The sequence below is a fragment of the Streptomyces sp. NPDC059696 genome, from assembly GCF_042733745.1.
Lineage (GTDB): Bacteria > Actinomycetota > Actinomycetes > Streptomycetales > Streptomycetaceae > Streptomyces.
In genome coordinates this window covers 1-23,751 of record NZ_JBHWFG010000041.1, presented here as the reverse complement: position 1 = coordinate 23,751, position 23,751 = coordinate 1, and the positions used below count along the sequence as shown (strand labels likewise).

General features: G+C 72.2%; 24 protein-coding genes. 12 read left to right on the top strand and 12 right to left on the bottom strand.

Features of this window, described 5'->3' with window-relative positions:
• The first annotated feature begins 34 nt into the window (after positions 1 to 34).
• Both ACFV20_RS31985 and ACFV20_RS31980 read left to right on the top strand, forming a co-directional pair.
• Entirely contained in the window at positions 35 to 430 is a 396-nt protein-coding gene (locus tag ACFV20_RS31985; protein ID WP_385663142.1) for a VOC family protein, read from the top strand.
• A 145-nt stretch (positions 431 to 575) separates the two neighbouring features.
• Positions 576 to 1,151, top strand: coding sequence for an O-methyltransferase (locus tag ACFV20_RS31980; protein WP_385663140.1), 576 nt, complete (start codon positions 576 to 578; stop codon positions 1,149 to 1,151).
• 73 nt (positions 1,152 to 1,224) lie between these two features.
• On the opposite strand, the gene ACFV20_RS31975 is transcribed toward ACFV20_RS31980, so the two are convergent.
• The 4 genes from ACFV20_RS31975 to ACFV20_RS31960 form a co-directional block, all read right to left on the bottom strand.
• The gene (locus tag ACFV20_RS31975) at positions 1,225 to 2,442 is read right to left on the bottom strand and encodes an MFS transporter (protein ID WP_385663137.1); all 1,218 of its coding nucleotides are present in this window, start codon (positions 2,440 to 2,442) and stop codon (positions 1,225 to 1,227) included.
• A gap of 136 nt (positions 2,443 to 2,578) precedes the next feature.
• Positions 2,579 to 3,631, bottom strand: a complete 1,053-nt coding sequence (locus ACFV20_RS31970) for an endonuclease/exonuclease/phosphatase family protein (RefSeq protein WP_385663134.1) — start codon at positions 3,629 to 3,631, stop codon at positions 2,579 to 2,581.
• Between the two features lie 178 nt (positions 3,632 to 3,809).
• Positions 3,810 to 4,460 (bottom strand): TetR/AcrR family transcriptional regulator, encoded by a 651-nt coding sequence (locus ACFV20_RS31965; protein ID WP_385663132.1) that lies wholly within the window; start codon positions 4,458 to 4,460, stop codon positions 3,810 to 3,812.
• Positions 4,461 to 4,526: 66 nt separating this feature from the next.
• Positions 4,527 to 6,128, bottom strand: a complete 1,602-nt coding sequence (locus ACFV20_RS31960; RefSeq protein ID WP_385663129.1) for an MFS transporter — start codon at positions 6,126 to 6,128, stop codon at positions 4,527 to 4,529.
• A 201-nt stretch (positions 6,129 to 6,329) separates the two neighbouring features.
• Between ACFV20_RS31960 and panB the strand changes: the two genes are divergently transcribed.
• From panB to ACFV20_RS31945, 3 genes are all read left to right on the top strand, one after another.
• Positions 6,330 to 7,205, top strand: a complete 876-nt coding sequence (gene panB / locus ACFV20_RS31955; RefSeq protein ID WP_385663127.1) for a 3-methyl-2-oxobutanoate hydroxymethyltransferase — start codon at positions 6,330 to 6,332, stop codon at positions 7,203 to 7,205.
• A 191-nt stretch (positions 7,206 to 7,396) separates the two neighbouring features.
• Positions 7,397 to 8,416 (top strand): ATP-binding cassette domain-containing protein, encoded by a 1,020-nt coding sequence (locus ACFV20_RS31950; RefSeq protein WP_234848596.1) that lies wholly within the window; start codon positions 7,397 to 7,399, stop codon positions 8,414 to 8,416.
• On the top strand, positions 8,413 to 9,234 hold the full coding sequence (locus ACFV20_RS31945; RefSeq protein WP_385663125.1) for an ABC transporter permease: 822 nt from the start codon (positions 8,413 to 8,415) through the stop codon (positions 9,232 to 9,234). Before ACFV20_RS31950 ends, ACFV20_RS31945 begins: the two co-directional genes overlap by 4 nt.
• A 20-nt stretch (positions 9,235 to 9,254) precedes the next feature.
• Here the strand turns inward: ACFV20_RS31945 and ACFV20_RS31940 are convergent, their stop codons facing one another.
• Positions 9,255 to 12,542 carry a BTAD domain-containing putative transcriptional regulator gene (locus tag ACFV20_RS31940; protein WP_385663225.1) on the bottom strand — a complete coding sequence of 1,096 codons (3,288 nt, stop codon included), beginning with the start codon at positions 12,540 to 12,542 and terminating at the stop codon, positions 9,255 to 9,257.
• A gap of 130 nt (positions 12,543 to 12,672) precedes the next feature.
• Complete coding sequence (locus ACFV20_RS31935; RefSeq protein ID WP_385663122.1) at positions 12,673 to 13,365, bottom strand: DUF6578 domain-containing protein; 693 nt, start codon at positions 13,363 to 13,365, stop codon at positions 12,673 to 12,675.
• Positions 13,366 to 13,484: 119 nt separating this feature from the next.
• Between ACFV20_RS31935 and ACFV20_RS31930 the strand changes: the two genes are divergently transcribed.
• Positions 13,485 to 14,285, top strand: a complete 801-nt coding sequence (locus ACFV20_RS31930) for a site-2 protease family protein (RefSeq protein ID WP_385663120.1) — start codon at positions 13,485 to 13,487, stop codon at positions 14,283 to 14,285.
• 9 nt (positions 14,286 to 14,294) lie between these two features.
• Here the strand turns inward: ACFV20_RS31930 and ACFV20_RS31925 are convergent, their stop codons facing one another.
• The 3 genes from ACFV20_RS31925 to ACFV20_RS31915 form a co-directional block, all read right to left on the bottom strand.
• Positions 14,295 to 14,474, bottom strand: coding sequence for a hypothetical protein (locus ACFV20_RS31925; RefSeq protein ID WP_385663118.1), 180 nt, complete (start codon positions 14,472 to 14,474; stop codon positions 14,295 to 14,297).
• A 74-nt stretch (positions 14,475 to 14,548) separates the two neighbouring features.
• Positions 14,549 to 15,268 carry an NADPH-dependent F420 reductase gene (npdG, locus tag ACFV20_RS31920; protein WP_385663115.1) on the bottom strand — a complete coding sequence of 240 codons (720 nt, stop codon included), beginning with the start codon at positions 15,266 to 15,268 and terminating at the stop codon, positions 14,549 to 14,551.
• A 37-nt stretch (positions 15,269 to 15,305) separates the two neighbouring features.
• Positions 15,306 to 16,379: an exo-alpha-sialidase gene (locus ACFV20_RS31915; RefSeq protein WP_385663112.1), complete on the bottom strand. Its 1,074-nt coding sequence runs from the start codon at positions 16,377 to 16,379 to the stop codon at positions 15,306 to 15,308.
• A 118-nt stretch (positions 16,380 to 16,497) separates the two neighbouring features.
• On the opposite strand from ACFV20_RS31915, the gene ACFV20_RS31910 reads away from it, so the two are divergent.
• Positions 16,498 to 17,100 carry a hypothetical protein gene (locus ACFV20_RS31910; protein ID WP_385663111.1) on the top strand — a complete coding sequence of 201 codons (603 nt, stop codon included), beginning with the start codon at positions 16,498 to 16,500 and terminating at the stop codon, positions 17,098 to 17,100.
• Positions 17,101 to 17,178: 78 nt separating this feature from the next.
• Here the strand turns inward: ACFV20_RS31910 and ACFV20_RS31905 are convergent, their stop codons facing one another.
• Positions 17,179 to 17,412 carry a hypothetical protein gene (locus ACFV20_RS31905; RefSeq protein ID WP_385663108.1) on the bottom strand — a complete coding sequence of 78 codons (234 nt, stop codon included), beginning with the start codon at positions 17,410 to 17,412 and terminating at the stop codon, positions 17,179 to 17,181.
• A 58-nt stretch (positions 17,413 to 17,470) separates the two neighbouring features.
• Between ACFV20_RS31905 and map the strand changes: the two genes are divergently transcribed.
• Both map and ACFV20_RS31895 read left to right on the top strand, forming a co-directional pair.
• Positions 17,471 to 18,328 carry a type I methionyl aminopeptidase gene (gene map, locus ACFV20_RS31900; RefSeq protein WP_104783942.1) on the top strand — a complete coding sequence of 286 codons (858 nt, stop codon included), beginning with the start codon at positions 17,471 to 17,473 and terminating at the stop codon, positions 18,326 to 18,328.
• 186 nt (positions 18,329 to 18,514) lie between these two features.
• The gene (locus ACFV20_RS31895) at positions 18,515 to 19,162 is read left to right on the top strand and encodes a heme oxygenase (biliverdin-producing) (RefSeq protein ID WP_385663105.1); all 648 of its coding nucleotides are present in this window, start codon (positions 18,515 to 18,517) and stop codon (positions 19,160 to 19,162) included.
• 73 nt (positions 19,163 to 19,235) lie between these two features.
• On the opposite strand, the gene ACFV20_RS31890 is transcribed toward ACFV20_RS31895, so the two are convergent.
• Together ACFV20_RS31890 and ACFV20_RS31885 are read right to left on the bottom strand one after the other, a co-directional pair.
• Positions 19,236 to 19,442: a hypothetical protein gene (locus tag ACFV20_RS31890; RefSeq protein ID WP_385663103.1), complete on the bottom strand. Its 207-nt coding sequence runs from the start codon at positions 19,440 to 19,442 to the stop codon at positions 19,236 to 19,238.
• A 98-nt stretch (positions 19,443 to 19,540) separates the two neighbouring features.
• Complete coding sequence (locus ACFV20_RS31885; protein WP_385663100.1) at positions 19,541 to 20,185, bottom strand: PhzF family phenazine biosynthesis protein; 645 nt, start codon at positions 20,183 to 20,185, stop codon at positions 19,541 to 19,543.
• 185 nt (positions 20,186 to 20,370) lie between these two features.
• Between ACFV20_RS31885 and efeO the strand changes: the two genes are divergently transcribed.
• The 3 genes from efeO to efeU are packed head-to-tail and all read left to right on the top strand — an operon-like array spanning position 20,371 to position 23,599.
• The gene (efeO, locus tag ACFV20_RS31880; protein WP_385663098.1) at positions 20,371 to 21,519 is read left to right on the top strand and encodes an iron uptake system protein EfeO; all 1,149 of its coding nucleotides are present in this window, start codon (positions 20,371 to 20,373) and stop codon (positions 21,517 to 21,519) included.
• A gap of 2 nt (positions 21,520 to 21,521) precedes the next feature.
• A complete protein-coding gene (gene efeB / locus ACFV20_RS31875) occupies positions 21,522 to 22,760 on the top strand; it encodes an iron uptake transporter deferrochelatase/peroxidase subunit (RefSeq protein WP_385663095.1) in 1,239 nt (412 codons plus the stop codon).
• Positions 22,761 to 22,765: 5 nt separating this feature from the next.
• Entirely contained in the window at positions 22,766 to 23,599 is an 834-nt protein-coding gene (gene efeU, locus ACFV20_RS31870; RefSeq protein WP_385663092.1) for an iron uptake transporter permease EfeU, read from the top strand.
• Positions 23,600 to 23,751: the final 152 nt, after the last annotated feature.

Genomic DNA, 23,751 nt, shown 5'->3' with positions numbered 1-23,751 from the left:
CCCGTCCTCCACGACCGCTACCCGGGAGCCCGCCATGAGGATCCATCTGACCAGTGTCTTCGTCGACGACCAGGCCAAGGCCCTGCGCTTCTACACCGAGGTCCTCGGCTTCGTGAAGAAGCACGACGTCCCGGTGGGCGAGACGGACCGCTGGCTGACCGTCGTCTCCCCCGAGAACCCCGGCGGCACGGAGCTGCTCCTGGAGCCCGCCGGTCACCCGGCCGTCAAGCCCTACCGTGACGCGCTCGCCGCCGACGGCATCCCGGTGGCCCAGTTCGCCGTCGACGACGTCCGCGCGGAGTACGAGCGCCTGAGCGGCCTCGGCGTCCGCTTCCCCCAGGAGCCCGTGGACATGGGGCCCGTGACCACGGCCGTCTTCGACGACACCTGCGGCAACCTGATCCAGATCGCGACCCAGCCGCAGGAGTAGGCGGCGGACCGTGTGCACCACCCGTCCGGGGCCCGTCCGCGGGCTCCGGTGACGTCGGCGGGCGGTTCGGCGACCTCGGCCGACCGGCCGGTGCGCTGACGGGCCGTTGGGTAACGTCGGGCCCGTCGTGAAGGGGGGTCCGGTCGTGAACGGACTTGCTGTGCCGGCGCGGGTGCGCGCCGCCGAACGCCTCGCCGCCGAGGCGGGGTTCGCGAAGAGCTGCATCCGCGAGGTCGGCAGGCTGCTGAGGACGGCCGCCGCGTCCAAGCCCGGCGGCGTCGTCGCCGAGAGCGGCACCGGATCGGGTGTGGGGACCGCCTGGCTGCACAGCGGACTCGGCGACGGTGCGCGGCTCGTCACCGTGGAGCGGGACGAGGAGCTGGCCCGCAGCGCGGCCGGGGTCTTCGCTGACGACGACCGGGTCAGCGTGCTGACCGGTGACTGGCGGCTGCTCGAACGGCACGCCCCCTTCGACGTGTTCTTCTGCGACGGCGGCGGCAAGCGGGACGATCCGCGCAGGGTCGTCGAACTGCTCGCCCCGGGCGGGATCCTCGTGCTGGACGACTTCACCCCCTCGGCCGAGTGGCCGCCCCGGTTCGAGGGCGAGGTGGACGAGCTGCGCCTGTTCTATCTGACCCATCCGGACCTGGACGCGGCCGAAGTGCTCACCACTCCGGCCAGTTCGGCCGTCGTCGCGGCGCGGCGGCACAGGTCCCGGTGAACGGGAGAACGGTGAACGGGAGAACGGCAGCCCGCGGGTCCGTGACCCGCGGGCTGCCGTGTGCGGGAAGGCGTCAGTGGTGTACCGCTTCCGCCTCCTGCGGGACATGGCTCGCCACGATCCGCTCGCGCCCGGCCACGGGCGCGTGGCGCCGGTCCACCGCGTAGGCGAGCGAGGCCACGGCCAGGCCGAGGACGGCGAGGGCCACACCGGCCAGGGCCGGGGAGGTGACGCCGAAGCCCGCGGCCAGGGCGAGGCCGCCGATCCAGGCACCGCCGGCGTTGGCCAGGTTGAAGGCGGCCTGGTTGGCCGAGGAGGCCAGGGACGGGGCGGAGGCCGCCTTCTCCATGACCATCAGCTGGAGCGGGGAGCCGGTGGCGAAGGCCGCCATGCCGAGCAGGGTCACGGCCACGGCGGCCGTGACCTCCGTGCGCATCAGCAGCGGGAACAGCGCCAGGACCGCCACCAGCGAGGAGAGCCCGCCGAACAGTGTGCCGCGCAGGGAGTGGTCGGCCAGACGGCCGCCCAGCAGGTTCCCCGCGGTCGCGCCGACGCCGAACAGCGCCAGCAGCAGGGTGACGCTGGCGTCGGCGTAGCCGGCGGCGTCGGTGAGCATCGGCGTGATGTAGCTGTAGGCCGCGAAGAGCGCGCCGAAGCCCGCGACGGTCGTGCCGAGCGACAGCCAGACCGGCAGCGAGCGCAGGGCGGCGAGTTCACCGCGCAGGCCCTTGGCGGTGGTGTGCTCGTGGTCGTGCGGGATGAGCAGCGCGAGCGCGGCGATGGCCGCCAGGCCGATGGCGCTGACGCCGAGGAAGGTCGCCCTCCAGCCGAGGTGCTGGCCCATCAGGGTCGCGACCGGCACGCCCGCGACGTTCGCGACCGTCAGGCCGAGGAACATCAACGAGACCGAGCGCGCCTTGCGTTCGGGGGCGACCATGTTCGTCGCGACGACGGCGCCCACACCGAAGAAGGCGCCGTGCGGCAGTCCGCTCAGGAAGCGGGCGGCCAGCAGCCAGCCGTTGCCGGGCGCGAGGGCCGACAGGGCGTTGCCCACGACGAAGAGTCCCATCAGGCCGATCAGGACCGTGCGCCGGGACATCTTCGCGGTGACCGCGGCCAGCAGCGGGGCGCCGATGACGACGCCCAGCGCGTACGCCGACACCAGATGGCCGGCGTCGGGTATCGAGATGTTCAGGTCGTCCGCGACGTCGGGCAGCAGCCCCATCATCACGAACTCGGTCGTACCGATGCCGAAGGCGCCCACGGCAAGGGCGAGCAGGGCCAGGGGCATGAGTGAGCCTTTCGAGACTTGCTTGGAGATCCGTACGCGTATGTTCAAGTACGGAACAAAGTCTCTCAGGCGCACTATTCCACGCCCTGCCACCTCCGATGCGATCTTCTGGCGGCAGGGCTGTGACCAGGGGGTTTCAGGAACCGCTTGTGGTGACACTCACACGGGCGGCGACCGGCAGATGGTCGCTTCCCGTCTCCGGGAGGGTCCACGAGCTCTGGGGCTTCAGACCCCGCACCATGATCTGGTCGATGCGGGCCATCGGGAACGACGCGGGCCAGCTGAAGCCGAAGCCGCTGCCGGCCGCGCCCTGCGTGGAACGCATCTGCGAGGTGACGGCGTTGAGCGCGCGGTCGTTCATCGTGCCGTTCAGATCGCCGAGCAGGACCACGTTCTCGAGCGGTTCACGGGCGATGGCCTCACCGAGGTAGTCGGCGCTGCGGTCGCGCTGCCGGGCCGTGAAGCCGGCCTCCATCTTCACGCGCACCGACGGCAGATGGGCGACGTAGACCGCGACCTGTCCGGCCGGGGCGGTCACGGTGGCGCGCATCGCGCGGGTCCACCCCATGTCGAGGTCGACGTCCCGCACCCCGGTCAGCGGGTACTTGCTCCAGACTCCGACCGTGCCCTGCACCGAGTGGTAGCGGTACGTGGACGCCAGCGCCTTCTCGTAGGTGGGCACCGCGGCCGGCGTCAGCTCCTCCAGGGCCAGGACGTCCGCCCCGGAGGCGGCGACGTCACGGGCGGTGCCGGACGGGTCCGGGTTCTCGGCGTTGACGTTGTGCGTGACCACCGTGAGGTCGCCGCCCGCCTCGGCCTTGTCGCTGAGCTGGCCGCCGAAGAGGTTCAGCCAGACCACGGACGGCACCACCACCGCGATCAGCGCGGTCGCGGACCTGCGGAACAGGGCGAGGGCGAGCAGCACCGGGACGAGCAGGCCCAGCCAGGGCAGGAACGTCTCGGTGAGGCTGCCCAGGTTGCCGATCATGTTCGGGATGTGCGAGTGCAGCAGCATGACCAGGGCCAGCAGCACCGCGCACGTCGCCACGAGCAGCCCGCGCCGCCAGATCCGTGGGTCGCCCCGCCAGGGGCCCGCCAGCCGGTCGAACAGGCGCCGAAGCCGGGTTCCCCGGTGCTCGGGCCCCGAGCCGCCGTTGTCCGTCTCCGTCATGTACGCCTGCTGCGCCATACCGTCGCCTCACTGCCTGCCGTGCACACCATCGCCCCCGTGTCCTTACGACCCTAGGGGATGATCCGTTCCGTTCCCGCCGTCCTGCGACGGCCGTACGGGGGCGATGACGTTCGAGTCCCCGCGACGAGTTCCGGTCGGCCCCGGCGAAAGCGCCCTCTGTGACGAAACGCGCACACTAGGAGCCGTGCGGAGCCGAACTGACAGGGGGTGAGCCGGTCGGCCGCAGCCCTTCGAGGAGGGTGTCGACGACCTGTTCGGCGAGGTCGTCGGGGAGGTCGGCGTCGGTGCGCAGCACGGACCGCACGAGCATCGGGCCGACGAACAGGTCGTTGACCAGTTCCAGGTCGAGGTCCGTGCGCAGTTCGCCGTTGCGCCGGCCGCGCCGCAGGACCTCCAGGCCGAGCCTCCGGCGCGGCGCGACGACGATGGAGTGGTACGCCTCCCAGAGTTTCGGGCTGCTCTTCATCTGGGCCTGGACGCTGTGCAGGATCGCCGAGGAGCGGTGGGCCAGGCCGCGCCGGCGCACCTGCTCCAGCAGGACGACGAGGTCGTCGCGCATGGAGGTGCCGGGGAGCGGCGGGTCGGGGGGCTCGGCGGCGCGCACGACGTCGACGAAGAGTTCCTCCTTGCCGCTCCAGCGGCGGTAGATGGTGGCCTTGCCGACGCCCGCGGTGCGGGCGATGCGCTCGATGGACAGCTCCGCGAGGGGCACGCCCTCTTCCAGGAGCTTCATCACGCCCTCGATGATGGCGCGCTCGACGGCCTCGCTTCTGGGACGCCCCCGGGCGGGACCGTCGTGCGGGGGCTGCCGTTCGGCGAGGCTCACGTCGCTGCTTCCTTTCCTGACCGGTGCCGGCCGCCCGTGAGGGCGGGAGTCAATCGTCTCTCAGGCCTACGACCTGGTGTGCGACAACTCCTGGTCGTCCTGCGCCCCCCGGGCCGTGGGCGGCTTGCCGGGGAGGAACAGCGCCACGACGACCGCGCCGAGCACGGCGACGCCCGCACCCCACAGGGCGGTGATGTGCATGGCGTGCAGGAAGGCGTCGTGCGCCGGGGCGACCAGGGACGCGCCCCGCGGGCCCAGCTTGTCCGCGACGCCGAGGGTGGCCTCGATGGACTCGCCCGCGGTGTGCCGCAGCGCCGGGGGGAGGGCGCCGAGCTTGTCCTCGATGCCCGTGCGGTAGGCAGTGGACAGCACCGAACCGAGGACCGCGATGCCGAGGGCGCCGCCGACCTGCCGGAAGGTGTTGCTGAGCGCGGAGGCGGAGCCGGCCTTCTCGCGGGGCAGGGCCTGCATGATGACGACGCTGACCGGCGTCATGATGTGGGCCATGCCGGTGCCCATCAGGAAGAAGATCACTTCCAGGATCCAGATGGGGGTGTCCGCGTCCAGGGCGGCGAAGGCGGCCAGCATGGCGGCGATGACGAGGAGACCGGCCGTGGTCGTGGCCCTGTTGCCGAAGCGGTCGACGACCAGACGGGCGCGCGGCGCGAAGATCATCTGGGCGGCGGCCAGCGGCAGCATCAGCAGACCGGTCTGCAGCGGCGAGTAGCCGCGCACGCTCTGGGTGTAGAAGACGGAGAAGAACGTCACGCCCATCAGGGCGAAGAAGACCAGCGCGATGGCGGCGATGGCGGCCGAGAAGACCTTGTTCTTGAAGTACGTGACGTCTATCGACGGGTGGTCGCTGCGCTTCTCGAAGACGACGAACGCGACGAGCACGGCGAGACCGGCCCCGATGGTGGAGAGCACGGTGACGTCGGTGAAGTCGGCGAGCTGGCCGCCCTTGATGATGCCGTAGACGAGCAGGACCAGGCCGACGACGGACAGCACCACGCCGACGGGGTCGACCCGGCCGGGGTGCGGGTCGCGCGAGTCGGGCACCAGCCAGAGCATCAGTGCGAGCGCGAGCAGCACGATGGGCACGTTGATCAGGAAGACCGAGCCCCACCAGAAGTGGTCGAGCAGCACGCCGCCGGTGATCGGGCCGATGGCGATGGCGAGCCCGACGCCGCCGGCCCAGATGCCGATGGCCTTGGGCTGTTCGTCGCGCTCGAAGACGTTCATGAGGACGGCGAGGGTGGCGGGCATGACGAACGCGGCGCCCAGCCCCATCACCGCGCGGAAGGCGATCAGCTGGCCCGGTGAACCGGAGAAGGCGGCGAGTGCCGAGCCGATGCCGAACACGGCGAGACCGCCGAGCAGCACCTTCTTGCGGCCCAGCCGGTCACCCAGCAGTCCGGCGGTGAACAGCAGGCCCGCGAAGACGAGGGTGTAGGCGTTGATGGCCCATTCCAGCTCGCTCTGTGTGGCGCCCAGGCCGGTCGGGGCCGGGGTGGAGATCGTCTTGATGGCGACGTTCAGGATCGAGTTGTCGAGCACGACGATCAGCAGGCTCAGCATCAGGACGCCGAGGATCGCCCAGCGGCGCCGGTGCACCGCTTCCGGTACGCGCGGGCCGGTGGGGGCGGCCGGATCGGCAGGAGTAGTCATGAGGTGAGCCTAGGGTCATTTCGATACGAGACCGTCTCGTATCGGAAATCTCTTACCGAGATCTTACGCGCCTTTTGCTTCCGGGTTCCCGGACGGAACTCACAGGGGCTCCCCTAGCCCTCGGTGGCACGAGGTGCCACCATGGACGTGGTCCGGGGACGCCGTCAGGGCGCCTCGAGATGACGTGTTAGGAGCCGTGCCATGACGCAGCTTCCGGCTGCCCAGACTGCTCAGACGAAGCCCTCCGACGGCGGCAAGGCGCTGTACGGGGGCAAGGGCACCCGCCGCATCACCGTGCGCGACATCGCCGCCGCCAAGGAGCGCGGCGAGAAGTGGCCCATGCTCACCGCGTACGACGCGATGACCGCGTCCGTGTTCGACGAGGCCGGGATCCCGGTGATGCTCGTCGGCGACTCGGCGGGCAACTGCCACCTCGGGTACGAGACGACCGTGCCCGTCACCCTCGACGAGATGACGATGCTGTCGGCGGCGGTCGTACGGGGCACCTCCCGCGCCCTGATTGTCGGCGACCTGCCCTTCGGCTCCTACCAGGAGGGTCCGGTGCAGGCGCTGCGCTCGGCGACCCGGCTGGTGAAGGAGGCCGGTGTGCAGGCCGTGAAGCTGGAGGGGGGCGAGCGGTCGCACGAGCAGATCCGGCTGCTCGTCGAGTCCGGCATCCCGGTCATGGCGCACATCGGCCTGACCCCGCAGTCGGTCAACGCCATGGGCTACCGCGTGCAGGGGCGGGGCGAGGAGGCCGCACAGCAGCTGCTGCGGGACGCGAAGGCCGTGCAGGACGCGGGCGCGTTCGCGGTGGTGCTGGAGCTGGTTCCCGCGGAGCTGGCCGCCGAGGTCACACGGGTGCTGCACATCCCGACCGTCGGCATCGGGGCGGGCCCCGAGACCGACGCCCAGGTGCTGGTGTGGACCGACATGCTGGGGCTGACCGGCGGGCGGGTGCCGAAGTTCGTGAAGCAGTACGCCAACCTGCGTGAGGTCATGGGCGACGCGGTGAAGGCGTTCGCGGACGAGGTCGTCGGCGGAACGTTCCCGCAGGAGGAGCACTCCGTCCACTAGAGAGCCACAGCGGTACCACGACAGCCCGTCGGCCTTCCCCCAGCCGGCGGGCTGTCCCCTTTCCGGCCGGGCCACCGACAGGGCCCTCCCCCTGCACCGACACCACCACCGACAAGGGCCGGCGGTGCCTGTCGGTGGCTTGTCGGTGGCTTGTCGGTGGTTTGTCGGTGGGGACTGGGAGCGTCTGTGCCATGACGCGAATCGACACACGAACCGGCGGCGCCGCTGTCACCGTGCGGGGGCTGGTGAAGCATTACGGGGAGACCAAGGCCCTGGACGGGGTCGACCTGGACGTGCGGGAAGGCACCGTGATGGGGGTGCTCGGGCCGAACGGGGCCGGGAAGACCACCCTCGTGCGGATCCTGTCCACGCTGCTCGCGCCCGACGCGGGACAGGCCACGGTCGCCGGGTACGACGTCGTGCGGCAGCCCCGGCAGCTGCGGCGGGTGATAGGGCTCACCGGGCAGTACGCCTCCGTCGACGAGAAGCTGCCCGGCTGGGAGAACCTGTACATGATCGGCCGGCTGCTCGACCTGCCCCGCAAGGAGGCCCGCGCGCGGGCCGACGAACTGCTGGAGCGGTTCTCGCTCACCGAGGCCGCCAAGCGGCCCGCGAGCACCTACTCCGGCGGCATGCGGCGCCGCCTCGACCTGGCGGCCTCCATGATCGGGCGGCCCGACGTGCTGTTCCTCGACGAACCGACCACCGGGCTCGACCCGCGTACCCGCAACGAGGTGTGGGACGAGGTCAAGGCCATGGTCGGCGACGGTGTGACCGTCCTGCTGACGACCCAGTACATGGAGGAGGCCGAGCAGCTCGCCTCCGAGCTCACGGTCGTGGACAAGGGCAGGGTCGTCGCGGGCGGCGGCATCGAGGAGCTCAAGGCCAGGGTCGGCGGGCGGACCCTGCGGATCCGGCCCGCCGACGCCCTCCACCTGCGGCCGCTCGCCGCACACCTCGACGACCTGGGCATCACCGGACTCGCGGCCACCACCGTGGACACCGACTCCGGCACCCTCCTCGTGCCGATCCTCAGCGACGAGCAGCTGACCGCCGTCGTCGGCGCCGTCACCGCCCGCGGCATCACGCTCGCCGCCGTCACCACCGAACTGCCCAGCCTGGACGAGGTGTTCCTGTCCCTCACCGGCCACCGTGCCAGTGCCCCGCAGGACGCCACGCCCACCGAGGACCGCGAGGAGGTCGCCGTATGAGCGCCACCACCCTTTCCAGCCCGGCGACCACGGACGACGCGCGCATCTCGCTGCGCGGGCACCTGCGGCACACCGGTGCCCTCGTCCGCCGCAACCTGCTGTGGATCCGCCAGGACCCCGAGTCGATGGCCGACGCGCTGCTGATGCCGGTCATCTTCACCCTGCTGTTCGTGTTCGTCTTCGGCGGCTCGATCGGGCAGGCGCTGGGCGGCGGGCAGGACCGGTACGTGCAGTACGTGATCCCCGGCATGATCGCGATGATGAGCATGACGCTGTCCCAGGGCGTCGGCACCGGCTTCAGCCAGGACTTCAACTCCGGTGTCATGGACCGCTTCCGGTCCCTGCCCATCGGGCGCGGCTCGGTGCTGTTCGCGAAGATCTCCGTGGAACTGCTGCGGATGCTGTTCGCGACGGCCGTGCTGATGATCGTCGCCGTGGCGGTCGGGTTCGACATCACCCACTGGCCGGGGCTGTTCGCGGCCGTGGCCCTGTCCACCGTGTTCGCCTCGTCGATCATGTGGGTGTTCCTCACCCTGGGCGTGATGATGAAGAGCGCGCAGTCCGTGCAGGCGATGGGTTTCCTGGTGCTGTTCCCGCTCCAGTTCGGCTCGTCGATCTTCGCGCCGCCGACGTCGATGCCGGGCTGGCTGCAGACCTTCACCGACTACAACCCGCTGTCCACGCTCGCGGACGCCGCGCGCGGACTGATGGTGGGCGGGCCCGTCGCCCACGACCTGTGGGTGACGCTCGGCTGGTCGGTGGCCATCACCGCGGTGATGGCGCCCGTCGCGATCCACAAGTTCCGGACCAAGAGCTGACCGGGCGCGCCCGGTGCGCGTCACAGCAGGGCGGCGGCCTCCTCGAGGGAGAGACCGCCGCCCTGCGCGTAGGCGCTCTCGTACGCCGGGTCGCCGAGGACCGCGCGCGCCCGGCGTTCCGCCCGCTCGCGGGCCTCGCGCTCCTGCATCGGGGCCACGTGGCCGCAGGGCAGCAGGGCGTCGGCGGCGCCGAGGCAGCGGGCCGCGTCCGCGGCGCGGCGCCCGCCCTCCACGGCGGCCAGCGCTCCGGCCCCGACGGTCAGGTACACCGCGCGCATATAGGGCGCGATGGCCGCGGACAGCGGATCGTCGGCCCGCTCCAGCGCCGAGCGGACCCGGTCCAGGCACGCCTCGTGGCGTTCCTCGGCGGCGTCCAGCCAGGCCTCCGCACCGAGGATGAACGCGTCGAAGACGACGAAGTTGGCGATCCTGAAGTCCTGGCGCAGCCGCCGCAGTTGCTCGCGGGCCTCGGTGAAGCGGCCCGTCATGCCGAGCCGGCCCGCGAGGAACAACCGGGCGGCGGGCATGGCCTCGCTGTGCGAGTCCTCGCGCTGGGCGATCACCTCGCGCAGCAGCCGCTCCCCCCGTTCACCGTCACCCGCCTCCAGCAGCGCGCTGCCCAGCCGCGCGCTGAGCACCGCCACCTGGGCACGGGCGCCGAGCCGCTCGGCGTGCGCGATGGCCGCCTCGTAGTCGGCGGCGGCCAGGGTGTGGTGTCCCTTGCGTTCATGGGCCTCGGCGCGGGCGGAGAGCGCCTCGGCGGTGCCCCAGTCGTCGCCGAGGCGGCGGAAGATCTCCAGTGCCTCGTCGGCGTCACGGGCGGCGTCGCCCGCCCAGTCGGAGCGGTTGGCGAGGAAGTTGGCCCGCATCTGCAGGCCGGAGGCCAGCTCCCAGTCGAAGCCCGGCGCCTCGCGGCAGGTCCGGATGGACGCGTCCACGATGACGCGCAGCCGGTCCATGTCGCCGGTCAGCATCACGGCGAAGAACCAGAGCAGACCGGGCATGCGGCAGTTCTGCGGAAGGCCCGGCTCGTAGGTGGCGGCGATGGTCCGCAGCTTCCGCTGGGACCGGTCGTTCTGCCAGGCGTCCAACTCGGTGTCCATGCAGGCCAGATGGGCCAGGTGGATGCCGCGCCGGGCCTCCCGCAGGACCTCGCCGGTCATCGGCGGCGGGGCGTCGGTGCAGCGCTGCCACACCGCGGCGGCGGGGCGGACGGGCTCGGTGAAGGGGTCGGGGCCGAGCGCCATGACCTCGCGGCACCAGTTGCGGGCCTCGATGCGCAGGTCGCGCATCTGCCAGTACCAGACGAGGGACAGCGCCAGGCACAGCGCCTCCTGCTCGTCGCGCAGGACGACGGCGTGGCGCAGCGCGGTGCGCAGGTTCTCGTACTCGCGCTCCAGCCGGCGGATGGCGGTGAGCTGGTCCCGGCCGCGCAGCAACGGGTCGCTGGTGCGGGCGAGTTCGCGGTAGTACGTCAGGTGGGCGCGCTCGGCCCCGGCGCGCTGCCCGGACTCGTCCAGCCGTTCGGCGGCGTACTCGGCGACGGTCTCCAGCAGCCGGTAGCGCATCTGCCCCTCGGCGGACTCGCCGGGCGGGGCGGCCACGACCAGGGAACGGTCGACGAGGGAGCCCAGCACCTCCAGGGCGGCCGGTCCGCAGACGGCCTCGGCGGCGGGCAGGTCGCAGCCGCCGGCGAACACCGACAGCCGCCGCAGGACGTCCCGTTCGTCCTCGTCGAGCAGGTCCCACGACCAGTCGACGACGGCTCTGAGGGTCTGCTGGCGGGGCAGGACGGTGCGGCTGCCGGAGGTGAGGAGACGGAAACGGTCGTCGAGCCGGTCGGCGATCTGGCGGGGGGTGAGCATCCGCAGGCGCGCGGCGGCCAGTTCGATGGCGAGCGGCAGGCCGTCGAGACGGCGGCAGATCTCGGCGCACGCCTCCGGGTCCTCCTCGGTGCGGAACCCGGGCCGGGCCGCCGCCCCCCGCTCGGCGAGCAGCCGCAGCGCCACCGGCTCGGGCAGCGGCTCCACCGGACGCAGCAACTCCCCCGGCACGCCGAGGGGTTCACGGCTGGTGGCCAGGACGGTGAGGTCGGGGCAACGCGCCAGCAGCTCCTCGGCGAGGCGGGCGGCGGCGTCGGCGACGTGCTCGCAGTTGTCGAGGATCAGCAGCATGCGGGGCCGGGAGCAGTGCTCGGCGAGCCGCTCGACGGGGTCGTCGAGCCGGTCGGCGACGGCGGCACGGATGCCCTCGGCACCCGCGCCGTACAGCACGGTCTCGCGGGCGCCGAGGGCGGTGAGCACGGCCTCGGGGACGGCGTCCGGGTCGTCGACCGGGGCGAGTTCGGCCAGCCACACACCGCCGGACATGTCCGCGCGCACGGACTCGGCGGCCTCCTGCGACAGGCGGGTCTTCCCGGCGCCGCCGGGCCCGAGCAGGGTGACCAGCCGGGCCGCGGCGAGATCCCCGCGGATCGTCTCGATGTCGGCCTCGCGGCCGATGAAGGAGGTGAGGCGGGCCCGGAGGTTGCCGGCGGGGCCGCCGCGCCCCGGGGCGGCGGGCACCGGCGCGGGGGCGTCGCCGAGGCGGAGCAACTCCGCGTGCAGGGCACGCAGTTCCGGTCCCGGGTCGGCGCCGAGACGGCCGGCGAGGAGACGCCGCACGTCCTCGTAGGCGTCCAGCGCCTCCGCCGCACGGCCGGCGTCCCGCAGGGCGCGCAGCCGCAGGCTCTGGAGGGGCTCGTCCAGCGGGTGGGCGTCGCACAGGGCGGTCAGTTCCGGCAGGGACTGCACGGCCTGGCCGAGGGCGAGGGCGGCGGTGTGGCGGGCGCGCAGCACGTCGAGGCGGCGGGTCTCCCGGCGGGCCGCCTCGGCGGTGCGGTCGGGCAGGTCGGCGAGGGCGGGGCCGTGCCACAGGGCGAGGGCGTCGTCGAGGAGCACGGCCGCCTTGGCGGGGTCGCCGTCGGCCAGCGTCCGCAGCCCCTCGCCGGCCAGCCGCTCGAACCGGTGCAGGTCGACGTCGTCGGGCGCGGCGGTGAGCCGGTACCCGCCCTCGACGGAGGCGACCGCGTCGGCGCCGAGCGTCCTGCGCAGCCGCCCGACGAGGGCTTGCAGCGCCCCGGGTGCGTCGGCGGGCGGCTGCCCGCCCCACACCTCGTCGACGAGCAGCCCCGCGGGCACGGTCCGTCCGGCCCGCAGGGCGAGCACGGTCAGCAGCGCACGCAACCGCGCCCCGCCGACGGGGACGGCCGTCCCGTCACTGCGGAGCGCCTGCGTGGTGCCGAGGATGCGGTAGCGCACGGGGTCCATTGTCTCCGGTGACATGAGGCCGGTCACGACGACCCGACGACGACTGGTGGGGGTGCGGGGCGGGCGTCCGTCGGCCGGTCCGCGGGGGCGGGCCGGCCCGCCGGTGCGGGTGACGGGCGGCGGAACGTGGTCAGCCATGCCGGCGTCTCGGGCGGTCGCGGTGCTTCGGCGGGGTCGCCGTCGTGCTCAGTTTCTCCAGCAGGAGCGCCAGTTCCGCCGCGGGCAGGCCCTCCGTCTCCGTGCCGGGCGCGGCGTCCCGGTGGGAGATGCCCCGGGCCTCGCGGAGGGTGTGGGAGAGCCAGGAATCCGTGCCCGGCACCTCCAGGGTCACCAGCACGCCCGACTCCCTCCACTGCCGGCCCTGCTCCCGAGGTCCCTCGGTGAACCGCTTCGGGCACCGCTCCACCAGCCGCAGCCGCCGCTCCCCCGCCACCGGCTGCCAGGTGCGCGAGCCGGGCGCGGTCTCCGCGTAGGCCTGGGTGAGCACCTGCACGGCCCGCACCCGCCCGCCGGCCTCGGGCCACCGCGCGCCGTGCCGCTCGACGGACAGCAGCCCGACCGACCGGATCCGGTCCCCCGGCTCCGGCCGCCGGTCCTCCTCGTCGTCGGGGTCCCCGCCCAGGGCGACGGTGAGGCCGGTCTCCTCCCGCACGACCCGGACACCGCCGACGTCCTCCACCGGCCCGCACACCTTGCTGAGCTGGTCGTGCCAGCCGCCGCCGAACACGTGGCCGGCGTCCTCCAGGAGCAGGGGCCAGCTCACCTCGTCCCCCACCGAGAACGGTGTGCCGCAGCACTCCATCTGCCAGTCTTCGTAGATCACGTGCCACAGCCCCATTCCCCCACCCTCCCCGGAACCGACCGCCCCGCGCGAGACGTTTTTCACCTGGGCCCGGTAGCGTCGGGCCGTCCCATCCCGTGTCGACGAGTGCAGGGAGCCCCATGACCACCGCCACCACCCGCCACAGCGAGCGGCGGGTCAGTCCCGTGTTCGTCGGGATCCTCGCCGTGACGGCGGTCACGGGATGGGCGACCTGGACCGGGTTCGCCGAGCAGCCCGGCGTCGCCGTGTTCCTGTTCGTGACGGCGGCGTGGATCGTCTCCCTGTGCCTGCACGAGTACGCGCACGCGCGCACCGCCCTGCACAGCGGCGACATCTCGGTCGGCGCGAAGGGCTATCTGACCCTGAACCCACTGAAGTACACGCACGCGCTGCTCAGCATCGTGCTCCCGGTGATCTTCGTGATCATGGGCGGCATCGGTCTGCCCGGCGGTGCCGTGTTCATCGAGCGGGGGCGGATCCGGGGCCGCTGGAAGCACAGTCTGATCTCGGCGGCGGGCCCGCTGACGAACGTGCTGTTCGCCGTGGTCTGCACCGCCCCGTTCTGGCTGGGCGCGCTGGACGGCGTGCCGGACGACTTCCGCTTCGCCCTCGCCTTCCTCGCGCTGCTCCAGGTGACGGCCGCGCTGCTGAACTTCCTGCCGGTGCCGGGCCTGGACGGCTACGGCGTCATCGAGCCGTGGCTGTCGTACGGCATCCGGCGCCAGGTGGAGCCGTTCGCGCCGTTCGGCCTGCTGTTCGTGTTCGCGCTGCTGTGGCTGCCGGCGGTCAACGGCGTCTTCTTCGACGTGATCGACACGATCCTGAAGTCCCTCGGGATCAGCGACTTCGAGACGTACTGCGGTCAGGAGCTCTACCGCTTCTGGCAGGGTTCGAACGAGTTCTGCCAGGCGGCCCCGTGACGGAGGCGGTCAGGACGTGACCGACTTCTGCGCCTTGGCGCGCTTGAGGTAGTACCAGGCCATGTTCGACGACAGGCCGGCGAGCAGCACCCAGACGACCCCGAGGAAGCTGCCGCGCACGAAGGAGACCACGGCGGCGGCCACGGAGAGCACGCAGACGATCAGGGCGTAGACGGCGAGGCGGGGCATGACGGTCGGCTCCTGTCAGGGGGACACTGCTGGCACGGCTGTGCCGTCCAGTGTCCCCCATGTGTCTCACCGGCTCACACGTCGGTGACGCGGAGCCCCGCGTGCGCCTTGTAGCGGCGGTTGACGGAGATCAGGTTGGCCACCAGCGACTCCACCTGGTGGGCGTTGCGCAGCCGTCCGGCGAAGACGCCGCGCATCCCGGGGATGCGGCCGGCCAGGGCCTGGACGATCTCCACGTCCGCGCGGACCTCGCCGAGCACCATCACGTCGGTGTCGATCGCGTCGATCTCCGGGTCCTGGAGCAGGACGGCCGACAGGTGGTGGAAGGCGGCCGTGACCCGGGAGTCCGGCAGAAGGGCGGCGGCCTGCTCGGCGGCGCTGCCCTCCTCCGGCTTGAGGGCGTAGGCGCCCTTCTTGTCGAAGCCGAGCGGGTTGACGCAGTCGACGACGAGCTTGCCCGCCAGTTCCCCGCGCAGGGATTCGAGGGTCTTGCCGTGGCCGTCCCACGGCACGGCGACGATCACGATGTCGCTGCGGCGCGCGGTCTCGGCGTTGTCGGCGCCCTCGACCCCGTGGCCGAGTTCCTCGGCGGCGGCCTGCGCCCGCTCGGCCGCCCGCGAGCCGATGATCACCTTCTGGCCGGCCTTGGCGAGCCGGTAGGCCAGGCCCTTGCCCTGCGGCCCGGTTCCGCCGAGCACCCCGACCACGAGTCCGGAGACGTCGGGCAGGTCCCAGGGGTCCTTGGCGGGCGCCTTCTGGGCGTTGTCGGTGGCAGCACTGTCGGTAGAGGTCATGGCCAGACTCTACGACCGCGGCGCCGCCCCGGACGGTTCAGGTCAGCTCCGTCACGGGCACCCGCCGGAAGGTGATCGTCTCGTAGGCGCCGAAGTCGCCGGTCTCGTACAGCAGGCCCACGGTGTCCGTGTCGATCCGCACGAGATCCGAGTACGCGGCGGGCAGGCCGTCCACCGTGTACGCCGGGCGCCAGGTGGTGCCGCCGTCGGTGGAGGCGCGGATCGTCATCAGGGCGCGGAAGCCCGGGTCGGCGGGGCCGGAGTACAGGAGCAGGTCGGGGTCGCGGAGCTGGAGGACGGCGGCCTCGCAGACGGGGGCGGCGAGTGAGGCCTGCGGGCGGAAGGGCTTCACCAGGGTCCGGCCGCCGTCGGCCGAGTGGGCGTCTGCCCGGGTGCCGGGTGAGGGCGAGTCGTTGCGGGTGTTGAAGTAGACCCGGCCGTCGGGGAGTTCGGCGGCGGTGGTCTCGTTGGCGTTGATGTAGCCGTCGGTGTCGTCGTCGACGTAGCCGATCCGCCAGGTGGCGCCCGCGTCGTCGCTGAGCAGGCAGTGGCCGCCGTTGTAGCGGCCCTCGGTGCCGTTGTCGGTGCCGGTGGGCGGCAGGGAGTGGTTGGCGGGGACGACGACCCGGCCGGTGGTCAGCTGGATCGCGTGGCCGGGGGTGGTGGCGTACCAGCGCCATGCGGGCCGCTTGGCCTCCCGGGTGATCTCCCTGGGCGCCGACCAGGTGCGGCCCTCGTCGTCGCTGTGCCGCACCCAGACCCGGCGTCCGTCCGCCGCGCTCACCGTGCCGCGCCGGATGGCGTCCTCGGTGGCGTGGGCGGCGTTGCACACGTGCACGAGGAGGACCCGGCCGGTGTCGAGGACGACCGGGGCGGGGTTGCCGGCGAGGGCGTCGCCGTTGGCCGCGGCGACCTGGAGCGGGCCCCAGGTGCGGCCGCCGTCCGTGGAGCGCTTCAGGACGACGTCGATGTTCCCGAAGTCGTCCCGGGAGCCGACCCGGCCCTCGCAGAAGGCGAGCAGGTCACCGGTGCGGGTGGCGACGACGGCGGGGATACGGAAACTGGCGTATCCCTCCTGTCCGGCGCGGAAGGGGACGCTGGCCTCGGTCATGGGCGGGCTCCTCCGGTCGTTCGACGACGGTACGGATGACCGGTCGGCTTACCCAGGTGGGGCGAATGCGGGGTGAACTCCACGTCACGGGTGACCGCTTGCGGCAGGATGCGGCCCCATGGATGCGGTACGGGTCGCGTTGCTTCGGGAAGTGCTCGCCGGGACGGAGTGGCTGGGGGCCACCCGGCGGTTCGCCGGGGCGCTGCGCGGCTCGGTGGTGTCGCACGGCGGCGGGCTGCTGCTCGTGGGCACCCGGGAGTACGAGCCGTGGCATCTGGCCGCGCATCTGGTGGACGAGGCCGCGTGGTCGGGCACACCGGAGCTGGCCCCGACGCTGGTACGGCACGACGCGCGCCCCTCCGATCCGGCCCATTTGGCGGTCGGCCTGGGCCGGCTGGAGGCGGCCCGGCGGGGTGAGACGCTGCTGGTGGTGGCCCCCGAGGGGCCCGCGGCGCCACTCCTGGAACGGGTGTCCGGCGCCCGTCGCGCGGGGGCGACGGTCCTGGCCCTGGGCCCCGCCGAGGGGGAACTGCCGTCCATGGCGCACGAGACCCTGGGCGTCCCCGACGGCTCGGAACTGGACCTCGACACGGTGCAGCACCTGGTCAGCGCCGCGGCCGGGGAGAACTTCCTGCCCAACCCCCGGGGGCGGCGCCGGCTGCGGGACCGGGTGGCGCGGCTGGCGGAGCACCTGACGGCACCGCCGCCGGCCCGCTGGTGACACCGGGTCCGACGGAGGCTCCCGGACGGACCCGGGTGCCCCGGGCCGCACGGTCGCGGCCCGGGGCGTCCGGGCGGATCAGGCGTCCTCGTCCCGGCCGCCCGCCGGGGCGTCGTGCCACTTGGGGTCGTTCTCCCACTGGAGGTTGCGCTCGCGGGCGGTCGCCATCGCGTGTTCGGCCTCCGTGCGGGAGGCGTACGGCCCGAACCGGTCCTTGTTGGGGCACTCCGGCCCCTCTTCGACCTTCTTGTGCTCCAGGCAGTAGTACCACTCGCCCGGTTTGCCGACCGTGCGCTTCTTGAACAGGGCCATGACCAGCTCCTCTCGCCATCGTCATGTTCCCCCATGGCCGCTGGTTAGACTCGCTGGCATGTCTGGCCAGTCGCTGCTCGTTCCGGGGGAGCTGTCCCCCATCCGTTCCGTGCCCGGAAACATCCGTCGCCCCGAGTACGTCGGCAAGCCCGCGCCGACGCCGTACACCGGTCCGGAGGTGCAGACGCCCGAGACGATCGAGGCGATGCGGGTCGCCGGCCGGATCGCGGCCCGGGCGATGGCGGAGGCGGCGAAGCTGATCGCGCCCGGGGTCACCACGGACGAGCTGGACAGGGTGGCGCACGAGTACATGTGCGACCACGGCGCCTACCCCTCGACGCTGGGCTACCGCGGCTTCCCCAAGTCGCTGTGCACCAGCGTCAACGAGGTCATCTGCCACGGCATCCCGGACTCGACGGTCCTGCGCGACGGCGACATCGTCAACCTCGACGTGACGGCGTACATCGGCGGGGTGCACGGCGACAACAACGCCACGTACCTGGTGGGTGACGTCGACGAGGAGTCGCGGCTGCTGGTCGAGCGGACCCGGGAGTCGCTGGAGCGGGCGATCAAGGCGGTCAAGCCGGGCCGGCAGATCAACATCATCGGCCGGGTCATCGAGTCGTACGCCAAGCGCTTCGGCTACGGGGTGGTCCGGGACTTCACCGGGCACGGCATCAACTCGTCGTTCCACTCGGGCCTGATCATCCCGCACTACGACAGCCCGCACGCGACGACGGTCATCCAGCCCGGCATGACCTTCACGATCGAGCCGATGCTGACGCTCGGCACGCACGAGTACGACATGTGGGACGACGGCTGGACGGTCGTCACCAAGGACCGGAAGCGGACGGCCCAGTTCGAGCACACGCTGGTGGTCACGGACTCGGGCGCGGAGATCCTCACGCTCCCGTAGCCCGCACCGTCCCGCACGGCACGGCCCGCCCTCTCCGGAGGGCGGGCCGCCGCCATGTCCGCGCCGTGCGATCACACGCTGTGTGATCACACGCTGTTGTTGATCTCACGCTGTTGTTGATCTCGCGCTGCGGGGATTTCGGCCGCGCGGGGTTTTTACCGACAGCACGTCGGGAAAAGTGGGACCATGGAATCCTTCTCGGTGCTTCTTCGGACGGCTTCCCGCGAGCAGCACGAGGAGGTCAGGGGCTCGTCCTTCATCGGCGACCTGCTGGGGCGCAAGCTCGGGGTGGAGGCGTTCGCGCGCTACACGGAGCAGCTGTGGTTCGTGTACGGGGCCCTGGAGGCCGGCGCCCGGCACCTGGCCGCGGACCCGGTGGCGGGCCCCTTCGTCCGCCCCGAGCTGTTCCGCATGGCGGCGCTGGAGCGTGACCTGGAGCATCTGCGCGGCCCCGGCTGGCGGACGACGGCCGACGCGCTGCCGGCCACCCTGGAGTACGCGGAGCGGATCAGCGTGTGCGCCCGCACCTGGCCGGCCGGGTACGTCGCCCACCACTACACGCGGTACATGGGCGACCTCTCCGGCGGGCAGATCATCCGCGACACGGCCGAGCGGACGTGGGGTTTCCCGAAGAAGGGCGACGGGGTCCGCTTCTACGTCTTCGAGGAGATCCCCAACCCGGCCGCCTTCAAGCGGACCTACTGCGCGCTGCTCGACGCGCTGCCCGGCGACGAGCTGGAGCGGCAGCGGACCGTGGCCGAGTGCAAGCGGGCGTACGCGCTGAACAACAAGATGTTCGAGGCGCTGGGCGAGGAGTTCCCCCTGACGGCGTGAAACGGGCGGGGCCCCCTCACGCGCGGCGAGGGGGCCCCGGCTCCGGCTCGGGAGAGAGCCGGTCCCGTCCGGCTCAGATGTCGAACGGACCGTTGTGGCAGACGGCCCCGCCCCACTCGATCTCGGCGGTCTCGGCCTCGAGCTCACCGAAGTACGGGCTGCACGCCACGTGGTGGTCGTCGCGGTACTCCGCGTCGTCGTGGGCGGAGGCCGTGGCCGCGCCGGTGGCGGACAGGGCGGCGGTCAGGGCGACGACGGCCAGAGCGGATCGAATGCGCATGAGATTCCTCTCGCGGTGGTGCTTGGTCACGCCCAGAGGTCCCCGCTCGCCGCCGTGCACACACGCTGTTCCACCCGTACGGGCGCGCGCCGCCCGGGTCAGCGTTCCAGACGTACCCGCCCGCCGACCTCGGTCCACCCGCCCGGCTGGGGGGCGGTGAGGATCTGGGACCCCGCTCCCTGGGTGATGTTGAGGGCCCGGCCCAGCCGGTCGGTGAGCAGCAGGGCCGCCGCCCCGGTCGCCTCGTCCTCGTCGATGCCGTCGTCCCGGCCGGGGAAGGCCCGGGCCCGGATCCGCCCGGCGGACTCGTCCTCCCAGGCCCAGGCGTACAGCCACTCCCCCGGCGGCGGCACGGCCAGGCCGTCGACCTCGGAGGCGCTGCCGTACTGCCGGAGCGTCCGCGGCGACACCCACTCCGCCCGGGCCTCGATCCAGCAGAACTCCCCGTCCTGCCGGGCCCCCACCACACCGGCGGGCGTGACCAGCTCGGGCACGTCGAGCAGCCAGGCCGTACCGACACAGGGGTGGCCGGCGAAGGGCAGCCGCAGCGTGGGGGTGTAGATGTCGATCACACCGCGCTCGGGGTCGTCGACGAACACCGTCTCGCTGAACCCGGCCTTCGCGGCGAACGCCTGCCGCTCGTCCCGCTCGGGCATCACGGATCCTTCGCGCACGACCCCGAGCTCGTTGCCGTAGCCACCGTTCGGCCCGCAGAAGACGCGGAGCACGTCGTAGTCAGTCACGCAGGCATTCAAGCATCGCCCGCGCGGCCACCGTCCCGGACGTCCGCACCACCGGGCCCAGCCCGGACCACGCGCGACCTTTGACTTCCCCTTGACCAAATCATTGCGGCGACTTTGAGCCACTTAGGTCATCCTTATGTGCGCTATCTTAGGTGAGCCTCACCTACGTCCCTCCTGGAGCCCACATGCGACCCGCTCGTCCCGCTTCCGCCGTCCTCGTCGCCGCGGCGGCCCTGGCCGCCGTCACCGGCTGCACCGCGAAGAGCGACGGCAAGGACGGCGACCACGTGATCAACGTGACGGCGACCGACGACAAGTGCCAGGTGTCGAAGAAGGAGTTCCCGGCCGGGCACGTCGAGCTGGCCGTCGAGAACAAGGGCTCCAAGACCACCGAGGTCTACGTGCTCTTCCCCGACGACCGTGTGGTCACCGAGCGGGAGAACATAGGCCCCGGCACCAAGCAGCGGGTCACCGCCGAGGTGAAGGCAGGCGACTACCAGATCGCCTGCAAGCCCGGCATGAAGGGCGACGGCATCCGCCAGGCCGTCAAGGCCACCGGCGGCAAGGCCGTCCAGCGCGACCCGCGCCTGGACAAGGCCGTCGCCGCCTACCGCGCCTACGTGCAGGCGCAGGCCGACGAGACGCTGCCGAAGGCCGAGGCGTTCGCCAAGGCGGTCAAGGACGGCGACCTGGAGGCGGCGAAGAAGGCCTACGCCCCCTCCCGCATCGGCTGGGAGCGCACCGAGCCGGTCGCCGAGTCGTTCGGCGACATCGACCCCAAGGTCGACGTCCGCGAGGACGGACTGGAGGACGGCCAGGACCCGGCCACCGACTGGACGGGCTGGCACCGCCTGGAGAAGGCCCTCTGGCAGGACAAGAAGATCGGCGACCGGGAGAAGGACCTCGCCGGCCTGCTGATCAAGGACCTCAAGGACTGGCAGAACCGGGTCGGCAAGGCCGAGATCACCCCCACCTCCATGGCCAACGGCGCCAAGGAACTCCTCGACGAGGTCGCCACCGGCAAGGTCACCGGCGAGGAGGAGCGCTACTCGCACACCGACCTGGTCGACTTCAAGGCCAACGTCGAGGGCGCGGAGAAGTCCTACGACCTGCTGAAGCCGGTCGCCAAGGAGAACGACGCGGCCCTCGTCACCGAACTCGACAAGCAGTTCGCGGCCCTGGACAAGCTGCTCGACCAGTACCGCCCGGACACCACGTCGTACGAGTTCACCTCCTACGACAAGGTCGGCAAGGCCGACCGCAAGGAGCTCTCCGACGCGGTCAACGCCCTGGCGGAACCGCTGTCGAAGCTCGCCGCGGCGGTGGTGAAGTAACCATGACGGACACCGGCTCCCCCTCCCCCAGCCGCCGTTCCCTGCTCGGCTGGGGCGGCGCCGGCCTGGCACTCGGCGCGGCCGCGGCGGGCGGCGCCGTGGCGATGGCCCGCACCGAGGACGACACCGCACCGGCGTCCGGCTCGGCGATCGCCTTCCACGGCCCGCACCAGGCGGGCATCGCCACCCCGGTCCAGGACCGCCTGCACTTCGCCGCGTTCGACGTGACGACCGACGACCGGGAGGCCTTCGTCCAGCTGCTGAAGGACTGGACCGAGGCGGCCCGGCGCATGACGGCCGGCCGCCCGGTCGGCGAGGGCGCCTACGGCGGCCTCGCCGAGGCTCCCCCGGACGACACCGGCGAGGCACTGGGCCTGAAGCCCTCCCGGCTGACCCTCACGATCGGCTTCGGCCCGTCCCTGTTCGAGAAGTTCGACCTCGCGGACCGCCGCCCGGAGGCCCTGGTCGACCTGCCGAAGTTCGCGGGCGACAACCTCGACAAGAACCGCAGCGGCGGCGACCTGTGCATCCAGGCCTGCTCCGACGACCCCCAGGTCGCGGTGCACGCGGTCCGCAACCTGGCGCGCATCGGCTTCGGCAAGGTCGTCATCAAGTGGTCGCAGCTCGGCTTCGGCAAGACGTCCTCGACGACGCCCGACGGGCAGACCCCGCGCAACCTGTTCGGTTTCAAGGACGGCACCCGCAACATCGCGGGCACGGAGACGGACCGCCTGAAGAAGTTCGTCTGGGTGGACGGCAAGGACGGCCCGTCCTGGATGGAGGGCGGCTCCTACCTGGTCGCCCGCCGCATCCGCATGCACATCGAGACCTGGGACCGCACCTCGCTGCAGGAGCAGGAGGACATCTTCGGCCGGGACAAGGGCGAGGGCGCGCCGGTCGGCAAGGCCAAGGAGCGCGACGAGCCGTTCCTGAAGGCGATGAAGCCCGACGCGCACGTCCGGCTCGCGCACCCCGACAGCAACCACGGGGCGACGATCCTGCGCCGCGGCTACTCCTTCACCGACGGCACGGACGGTCTCGGCCGCCTGGACGCGGGCCTGTTCTTCCTTGCGTTCCAGCGCGACGTCCGCAAGGGCTTCATCCCCATCCAGCGCAGCCTGGCCACGGACGCGCTCAACGAGTACATCCAGCACGTGGGTTCGGCCCTCTTCGCCGTCCCGCCGGGCGTCCGCGACAAGGACGACTGGTGGGGCCGCACCCTGTTCTCCAAGGAGGCGTAGACCCGATGTTCTCCAACTACCTGATCGGTCTGCGCGAGGGCCTGGAGGCGAGCCTCGTCGTCTGCATCCTCATCGCCTACCTCGTCAAGACCGGCCGCAGGGACGCCCTGAAGCCGATCTGGTCCGGCATAGCCGTGGCGATCGCCCTCGCGTTCGGCTTCGGCTGCGCCCTCGAATTCGGCTCCCAGGAACTGACGTTCCAGGCGCAGGAGGCGCTCGGCGGGTCCCTCTCCATCCTCGCGGTCGGACTGGTGACGTGGATGGTGTTCTGGATGCGCCGCACGGCCCGGCATCTGAAGTCGGAGCTGCACGGCCGTCTCGACGCCGCCCTCGCGATGGGCACGGGCGCACTGGTCGCCACGGCGTTCCTCGCGGTGGGCCGGGAAGGCCTGGAGACGGCTCTGTTCGTGTGGGCGTCGGTCCACGCGGCGAGCGACGGCACGCCCCGCCCGCTGCTCGGCGTCGCCCTGGGCCTCCTCACGGCGGTCCTCCTGGGCTGGCTGTTCTACCGCGGCGCCCTGCGCATCAACCTCGCCAAGTTCTTCACCTGGACCGGCGGCATGCTGGTGGTCGTCGCGGCCGGTGTCCTCGCCTACGGCGTCCACGACCTCCAGGAGGCCGACTTCCTGCCCGGCCTCACCGACAAGGCCTTCGACATCTCCGGCACGATCCCGCCGGACAGTTGGTACGGCACCCTCCTCAAGGGCGTCCTCAACTTCCAGCCCGACCCCACCACCCTCCAAGTAGCGGTCTGGCTCCTCTATTTGATCCCGACCCTGGCCCTGTTCCTGGCCCCGGCCCGCACGACGACACCGACTCCGGTACGGGACAAGGTCTGACACCACCTGCCCGGGCCGGCGGAAGCCCCCACGCACCCGCACCCGCCGTCGTAGGCAAGGGGACGTGTCGGGGGGTGTCCGCCCGCAGCGGTTGGCGCGTCAACGCCAGTCAGTCGGCGCGCAACCCCATCGCGCCGTTCCGAGGACGGACA